Origin of the sequence: Lysinibacillus sp. NPDC095746, assembly GCF_044763535.1 — a bacterium.
GTDB lineage: Bacteria > Bacillota > Bacilli > Bacillales_A > Planococcaceae > Lysinibacillus.
On record NZ_JBIWGL010000048.1, the window covers coordinates 20,980 to 27,197 of the forward strand.

General features: G+C 41.9%; 3 protein-coding genes, 16 tRNA genes and 1 riboswitch. Of the genes, 1 reads left to right on the plus strand and 18 read right to left on the minus strand.

The window, feature by feature from the left end; translation table 11 throughout:
• Positions 1-101: 101 nt before the first annotated feature.
• Positions 102-1,565: an amino acid permease gene (locus ACIQ7N_RS22630; protein ID WP_402936402.1), complete on the minus strand. Its 1,464-nt coding sequence runs from the start codon at positions 1,563-1,565 to the stop codon at positions 102-104.
• 85 nt (positions 1,566-1,650) lie between these two features.
• A riboswitch (Lysine riboswitch) is annotated at positions 1,651-1,827 on the minus strand.
• Positions 1,828-2,002: 175 nt separating this feature from the next.
• Here ACIQ7N_RS22630 and ACIQ7N_RS22635 point away from each other — a divergent pair.
• Positions 2,003-3,211 carry a CynX/NimT family MFS transporter gene (locus ACIQ7N_RS22635; RefSeq protein ID WP_248717685.1) on the plus strand — a complete coding sequence of 403 codons (1,209 nt, stop codon included), beginning with the start codon at positions 2,003-2,005 and terminating at the stop codon, positions 3,209-3,211.
• Between the two features lie 129 nt (positions 3,212-3,340).
• Here the strand turns inward: ACIQ7N_RS22635 and ACIQ7N_RS22640 are convergent, their stop codons facing one another.
• The 17 genes from ACIQ7N_RS22640 to ACIQ7N_RS22720 all read right to left on the minus strand — a co-directional run bounded on the left by ACIQ7N_RS22640 (position 3,341) and on the right by ACIQ7N_RS22720 (position 6,201).
• Positions 3,341-4,387, minus strand: coding sequence for a nitric oxide synthase oxygenase (locus ACIQ7N_RS22640; protein ID WP_402936405.1), 1,047 nt, complete (start codon positions 4,385-4,387; stop codon positions 3,341-3,343).
• A gap of 410 nt (positions 4,388-4,797) precedes the next feature.
• Positions 4,798-4,869: transfer RNA gene (locus tag ACIQ7N_RS22645), tRNA-Glu, on the minus strand.
• Position 4,870: 1 nt separating this feature from the next.
• Positions 4,871-4,947, minus strand: a tRNA-Asn gene (locus tag ACIQ7N_RS22650).
• Between the two features lie 4 nt (positions 4,948-4,951).
• A tRNA-Ile gene (locus ACIQ7N_RS22655) sits at positions 4,952-5,028 on the minus strand.
• Positions 5,029-5,037: 9 nt separating this feature from the next.
• Positions 5,038-5,111: transfer RNA gene (locus tag ACIQ7N_RS22660), tRNA-Gly, on the minus strand.
• Between the two features lie 3 nt (positions 5,112-5,114).
• Positions 5,115-5,190: transfer RNA gene (locus ACIQ7N_RS22665), tRNA-Phe, on the minus strand.
• Between the two features lie 7 nt (positions 5,191-5,197).
• Positions 5,198-5,290 (minus strand) — tRNA-Ser (locus ACIQ7N_RS22670).
• 14 nt (positions 5,291-5,304) lie between these two features.
• Positions 5,305-5,380: transfer RNA gene (locus ACIQ7N_RS22675), tRNA-Ala, on the minus strand.
• A gap of 14 nt (positions 5,381-5,394) precedes the next feature.
• Positions 5,395-5,471 (minus strand) — tRNA-Pro (locus ACIQ7N_RS22680).
• 16 nt (positions 5,472-5,487) lie between these two features.
• Positions 5,488-5,564 (minus strand) — tRNA-Arg (locus tag ACIQ7N_RS22685).
• 15 nt (positions 5,565-5,579) lie between these two features.
• Positions 5,580-5,652: transfer RNA gene (locus ACIQ7N_RS22690), tRNA-Lys, on the minus strand.
• Between the two features lie 15 nt (positions 5,653-5,667).
• Positions 5,668-5,742: transfer RNA gene (locus ACIQ7N_RS22695), tRNA-Gln, on the minus strand.
• 9 nt (positions 5,743-5,751) lie between these two features.
• A tRNA-His gene (locus ACIQ7N_RS22700) sits at positions 5,752-5,827 on the minus strand.
• 47 nt (positions 5,828-5,874) lie between these two features.
• Positions 5,875-5,948: transfer RNA gene (locus ACIQ7N_RS22705), tRNA-Trp, on the minus strand.
• 4 nt (positions 5,949-5,952) lie between these two features.
• Positions 5,953-6,036 (minus strand) — tRNA-Tyr (locus ACIQ7N_RS22710).
• Positions 6,037-6,045: 9 nt separating this feature from the next.
• Positions 6,046-6,118, minus strand: a tRNA-Thr gene (locus tag ACIQ7N_RS22715).
• Between the two features lie 7 nt (positions 6,119-6,125).
• Positions 6,126-6,201: transfer RNA gene (locus tag ACIQ7N_RS22720), tRNA-Asp, on the minus strand.
• Between the last annotated feature and the right edge of the window lie 17 nt (positions 6,202-6,218).

Here is a 6,218-nt window from a genome sequence, read left to right on the forward strand (position 1 = left end):
TGGTGTATGTTGATTGTACGTCTAGAATTACAAATTTATTATTTAACTAAAAAAACTGCCCTGCAAGTCATTTTCTATGACTCACAGGACAGTTTTATTTTTTATTGTTCGACTTTTAAATCACAATGCTCTAATGGAAGCATTTTTGTTTTATGCTTAATTTTATAGCCAAACCATAACAGTAAGAACAGTGGAATACCGATATATGAGACAAGGACTCCGTACCAATCTATTGTTTCACCCATAAAGGCATTGTAGTTTTGTCCAATAACAACAATCATACAAACCGTAAAGGCAAATAACGGGCCGAATGGGAATAGCCTTGCTTTATACGGCAATAATTTCGGATCTAAGCCTTGTACCTCGAATGCTCGACGGAAACGATAATGGCTAAATGCAATACCTAACCAGGCAATGAAGCCAGACATCCCTGAGGCATTTAGAAGCCATATATAGACTACACCATCACCAAAGAATGAAGCTAAAAATGCTAGACAGCCTATAGCTAAAGTCGCCAGTAATGCGTAAATCGGGATACCTCGACGGCTGAGTTTAGTGAAAATTTTCGGTGCATGGCCATCTACCGCTAATTGCCAAAGCATACGTGACGATGCGTAAAGCCCTGAATTCCCTGCTGACAGCATTGCCGTTAAAATGATTGCATTCATCAATGATGCAGCAAAGGCAATTCCTAAACGATCGAACACCAGTGTAAATGGTGAAACAGCGATATCTTCTGATAATAAACGTGCGTCTGTAAAGGGAATCAGCATCCCAATTGCAGCAATCGCTAAAATATAGAATAAAAGAATTCGCCAGAAAACAGACTTAACGGCTTTCGGAATATTTTTACCAGGGTCATCCGTTTCACCTGCTGTTATTCCAAGTAACTCTGTCCCTTGGAACGAGAATCCCGCAGCTAAGAAAATACCAAATGTAGCAAGGAGACCTCCGTGGAATGGTCCATCACTAATGAAGAAATTCGTAAAGCCTACAGGAGCTTGTCCTCCTAAAATACCAAAAATCATTAAAAAACTGATGATAATAAAAATGATTACTGTGACAACCTTTATCATTGCAAACCAATATTCACTCTCACCATAGCTTTTTACCGATAATAGATTGAACGTTAAAACTACAGCAATAAATAAAACAGTCCAAAGTGCTGATGAGCTATCTGGGAACCAATATTTCATAATTAATGAGACGGCAGAAATTTCTGCTGCAATTGTAATTGCCCAGTTGTACCAGTAGTTCCAACCAAGTGCAAAACCTAAAGCTGGATCTACAAATTTTGTAGCATACGTACTAAAAGAGCCTGATGATGGCATATAAGCTGCCATTTCTCCTAAGCTCGTCATTAAAAAATACACCATGATACCGATTAATGCATAAGCGAGTAGTGCACCGCCAGGGCCTGCTTGCGCAATGGCACCACCACTAGCTAAAAACAGCCCTGTACCGATTGTACCGCCTAATGAAATCATTGTAATATGACGACTTTTTAATTCTTTTTTCAGCTTCGGTGCTTTATGACCGAGCTGATTGACTTTTATTTCACTCACGATATAGCTTCCTTCCTTTTTAAGAGGCAAAAAAATGCCATCACATGAACGTTGCTGTGATGGCTAAGTAAATCCTCTGTTCCTTCAAAATGATAGCTCAACACGTTGTTCAAACGTGACAGTTCTGTTCCTTTCGGAGACAGCCCCAGCATGAGGTTTTCAAGTCCCCTCACACTTCGGCAGTATTTCCTTTCAGCTAATTTCTCTAATGCTTGTCATTTCCATTAACATACTCTTAAATACCGCGACCTCTACCTCAATACAAACATGAGGCATTAAATATTAAATTTATGATGGGTTTTAGTTTAACATACGACCTATGGCATTTCAATAACCCGAGTAATATTCTATATTTTGCGAATTTTCCACTATTTTTATTTATGTGATAAAGTGGTATAGTGATTCAATCAGAATTGTTCTACCAAGGGGGGATTTATTTGACTACTCATGAACATACCGATACTTATCCTAGCAGAAAAATTAATTGGAAAGGCACAACCTTATTACTCGTTATCGGCGTAATTTGTATTGCCTCGACATTACGGATGCCGCTAACAGTTGTTGGACCAATTATTTCCTTTATTCGCGAAGACCTCGGCATATCCAATATACTAGCAGGCTTTCTAACAACGATCCCATTGCTAGCATTTGCAATCATTTCACCATTCGCACCAGTTGTCGCACGTAAAGTTGGACTAGAATTAACATTATTGTTATCAACTGTTCTTTTAGGGGGAGGAATTGTACTACGCTCCGTTGGCACAACTAGTTTACTCGTATTTGGTACGATGCTAATTGGTATAGCCATTTCATTCGGTAATGTACTAATTCCAGGATTACTTAAATTGAAATTTCCCTATCACGTAGGTTTACTTATGGCATTTTTCACAATGTCGATGAATTTAACGGCTGGACTCGGTGCTGGCATTAGCTATCCTGTTGCCAATTCATCACTTGGTTGGCAAGGCGCACTGGCAATCTCACTTGTTCTTGTGGTGTTAACCATTGTAATTTGGATTCCACAGTTGCAATTTAATAAGCCTGAACCGACTGTTAAGACTACGAAAGAACGTACACCATTATGGAAATCACCTGTTACTTGGGCAGTAGCGGGAGCTATGGGATTTCAGTCATTATTATTCTACACAACTGCCGCTTGGATTCCTGAAATTTATATATCACAAGGATTAGCTGCAGATCGTGCGGGCTGGATGTTTTCCATTATGCAATTTTCACAAGTTCCAATGGCATTAGCTGTGCCTATTATCGCTAGTAAAATGACATCTCAACGTCCTCTCGTTTTAATGTTTACACTATTTTACTTAATTGGCTTTATCGGAGTAGTCATGGAATGGACAAGCCTCGCTGTACTGTGGATGGTACTACTAGGATTAGCCGGAGGTGCTTCATTTGCATTAGCGATGATGTTCTTTACATTACGTACCCGTACAGCTTTTGAGGCAGCCGATTTATCAGGATTTGCACAATCATTAGGATATTTATTAGCCGCAATCGGTCCAATCTTATTTGGTTATTTACATGATTTATTCGGTGGCTGGAATACCGCTGGTTGGTTATTTGTTGTCGTTGTATTGATACTCTTCATATGTTCATTTAAGGCTTCTAAAAATGAATATGTAAATTAAAAATGGCACCTCATGATCTATGCCTAGGCATAATCATGAGGTGCTTTGTATTTGCACAAAAGCCTGAGTTCCTCTATTACAGCCGATGTTTGGACAGCGAAGGAAGTTAAAGTGAGCTGCCTTTCTCTACTAATAAGGTGGTTTCTGATAAAAATAGTTCGGTGTATTGTAAACATTAACATAAGGCTTATGAAAAATATGGGTCGTAGCTGGTGAAAGAGGTGGAATCAACCACGTCCAATTGCCTGTAACTTCACGATTCGCTGCTGCTTCTGTTTCCTCAAACAATTTAAATTGCTGTGCAGCTGTATGGTGATCTACTATGCTGACACCGCCTTCTTTAAAGGAATATAGAACGGCTATATTCAGCTCAACTAATGCACGATCACGCCATAAAGAAGCCTGTTTCGTTGTATCAAGATTAAAAATTTCTGCTATAGCAGGCAGCATATTATAACGCTCATGATCTGCTAAATTACGTGCCCCTATTTCGGTACCCATATACCAACCATTGAATGGGGCCGCCTCAAAATCAATACCTGCCATTTGGAAGCGCATGCTCGAAATAATCGGCACTGCATACCACTTTAATCCTAGCTTCGCTACTTGAGAGGATTCTGGATGACGAATTGGTACCTCTAGTACATACTCGTCAGGGATCGTAAACACTTGTGGCTCCCTTCCATCCACCTGTATAACAAGTGGAAGCACATCAAATGCCGTTCTCTTTCCCTGCCAGCCAAGTGACTCACATACTTTTGTAAACTCAACAGAATGCAGATCACCAATGATTCCAGATTCCGTTTCATAGCCAGCATAACGGATTAGTTGATGATTCCATATACGAACGCGCCCCGGTGCAAAAACCGTTATTGTTGGACGAATCTTTCCACCATTTGTTGCATATTGAATATGTTTAAGCAATGCGTTGAAGATATCCTCCTCATTTGAAATATCGCGGGCATCTACAACATGCAGTGATTGCCAAAACAGTCGGCCAATGCACTTATTACTATTGCGCCAAGCAACTCGAGCACCAAAGATTAATTCTTCCGTTGTCGGTATATATTCTCCTGCCGTTTTAATTTGCTGTAATTTATTTTCAAGCCATGTTATAGACTCATTTTGCTCTACTTGATAAAGTTCTAAAAACCGCTGTACTTCATGTAAATTCATATCGAATTCCTCCATCTACCCTCATATTAGAGGAATGGAAGTATTATCACCACGAAAAAATCTGCCAGAAAACATACATATTTTATATATGAAATACTTTGTTCAATATTTTATATCATTTCTCTTTAATCTTTCTAAAACTATAATTATTTATGGATAAAGGTGCTCATTTTTAGTAGTCATTAGGGGAATTACAGAGGAAAAACTATTGAGAGATGGATTTGTTATTATAACGTTTTTTACGCCTAAGTAAGTAATACACGAGACGCATTAGGGCACATTTACATACCCTTTGCAGTATTTAGGTATAGACGTTATTACGTGGGCCTTTCCTTAACGATTGTTGATCTTTGTTTGTCAGTATAGTTGGCATAAAAAAAGCATGTCACACTAATGTGCAACATGCTTGATGACCCGTACGGGATTCGAACCCGTGTTACCGCCGTGAAAGGGCGGTGTCTTAACCACTTGACCAACGGGCCGTGGCTCCGAAGGCAGGACTCGAACCTGCGACAACCTGATTAACAGTCAGGTGCTACTACCAACTGAGCTACTTCGGAATAATGGTGGGCCTAAATGGACTCGAACCATCGACCTCACGCTTATCAGGCGTGCGCTCTAACCAGCTGAGCTATAGGCCCATTATTTTTTGGAGCGGGTGATGAGAATCGAACTCACGACATCAGCTTGGAAGGCTGAGGTTTTACCATTAAACTACACCCGCAGATGGTGGGTCAGGACGGAATCGAACCGCCGACACTTAGAGCTTCAATCTAATGCTCTACCAACTGAGCTACTGACCCGGAAAAATGGAGGAGGTAGAGGGATTCGAACCCCCGCGCGGTGTTACCCGCCTGTCGGTTTTCAAGACCGATCCCTTCAGCCAGACTTGGGTATACCTCCGGAAATTATATAAATGGTGGAGCCTAGCGGGATCGAACCGCTGACCTCCTGCGTGCAAGGCAGGCGCTCTCCCAGCTGAGCTAAGGCCCCATAATCAGGAAAGATGGTCGGAATGACAGGATTCGAACCTACGACCCCTTGGTCCCAAACCAAGTGCTCTACCAAGCTGAGCTACATTCCGATATTATTGGCTTATTTGGCGCGCCCGACAGGAGTCGAACCCATAACCTTCTGATCCGTAGTCAGACGCTCTATCCAATTGAGCTACGGGCGCATTTATAAAAAATGATGAGCCATGAAGGACTCGAACCTTCGACCCTCTGATTAAAAGTCAGATGCTCTACCAACTGAGCTAATGGCTCAAACTAAAAAATGAATGGCTGGGGTACTAGGATTCGAACCTAGGCATGACGGAATCAAAATCCGTTGCCTTACCGCTTGGCTATACCCCAATTATTAAATGGGGCGACTGATGGGAATCGAACCCACGAATGCCGGAACCACAATCCGGTGCGTTAACCACTTCGCCACAATCGCCACTATATGTAATGATAGTAGTCTTTGATAACGAGTACCTCGAAACCTGGCAGGGGCAGTAGGAATCGAACCCACACCAAAGGTTTTGGAGACCTCTATTCTACCGTTGAACTATGCCCCTAAAATGGTGGAGGGGGACGGATTCGAACCGCCGAACCCTAAGGAGCGGATTTACAGTCCGCCGCGTTTAGCCTCTTCGCTACCCCTCCAAGGGATGATGCCGGCGATAGGAGTCGAACCCACGACCTACTGATTACAAGTCAGTTGCTCTACCAACTGAGCTACACCGGCATAAAAATGGCGGTCCCGACCGGGATCGAACCGGCGATCTCCTGCGTGACAGGCAGGCATGTTAACCGCTACACCACGGGACCATTTTGGTTGCGGGGGC

Excerpts from the sequence above, each read along its gene's own strand:
- ACIQ7N_RS22640 (WP_402936405.1), bottom strand. The coding sequence starts at position 4,387 with ATGAATTTACATGAAGTACAGCGGTTTTTAGAACTTTATCAAGTAGAG.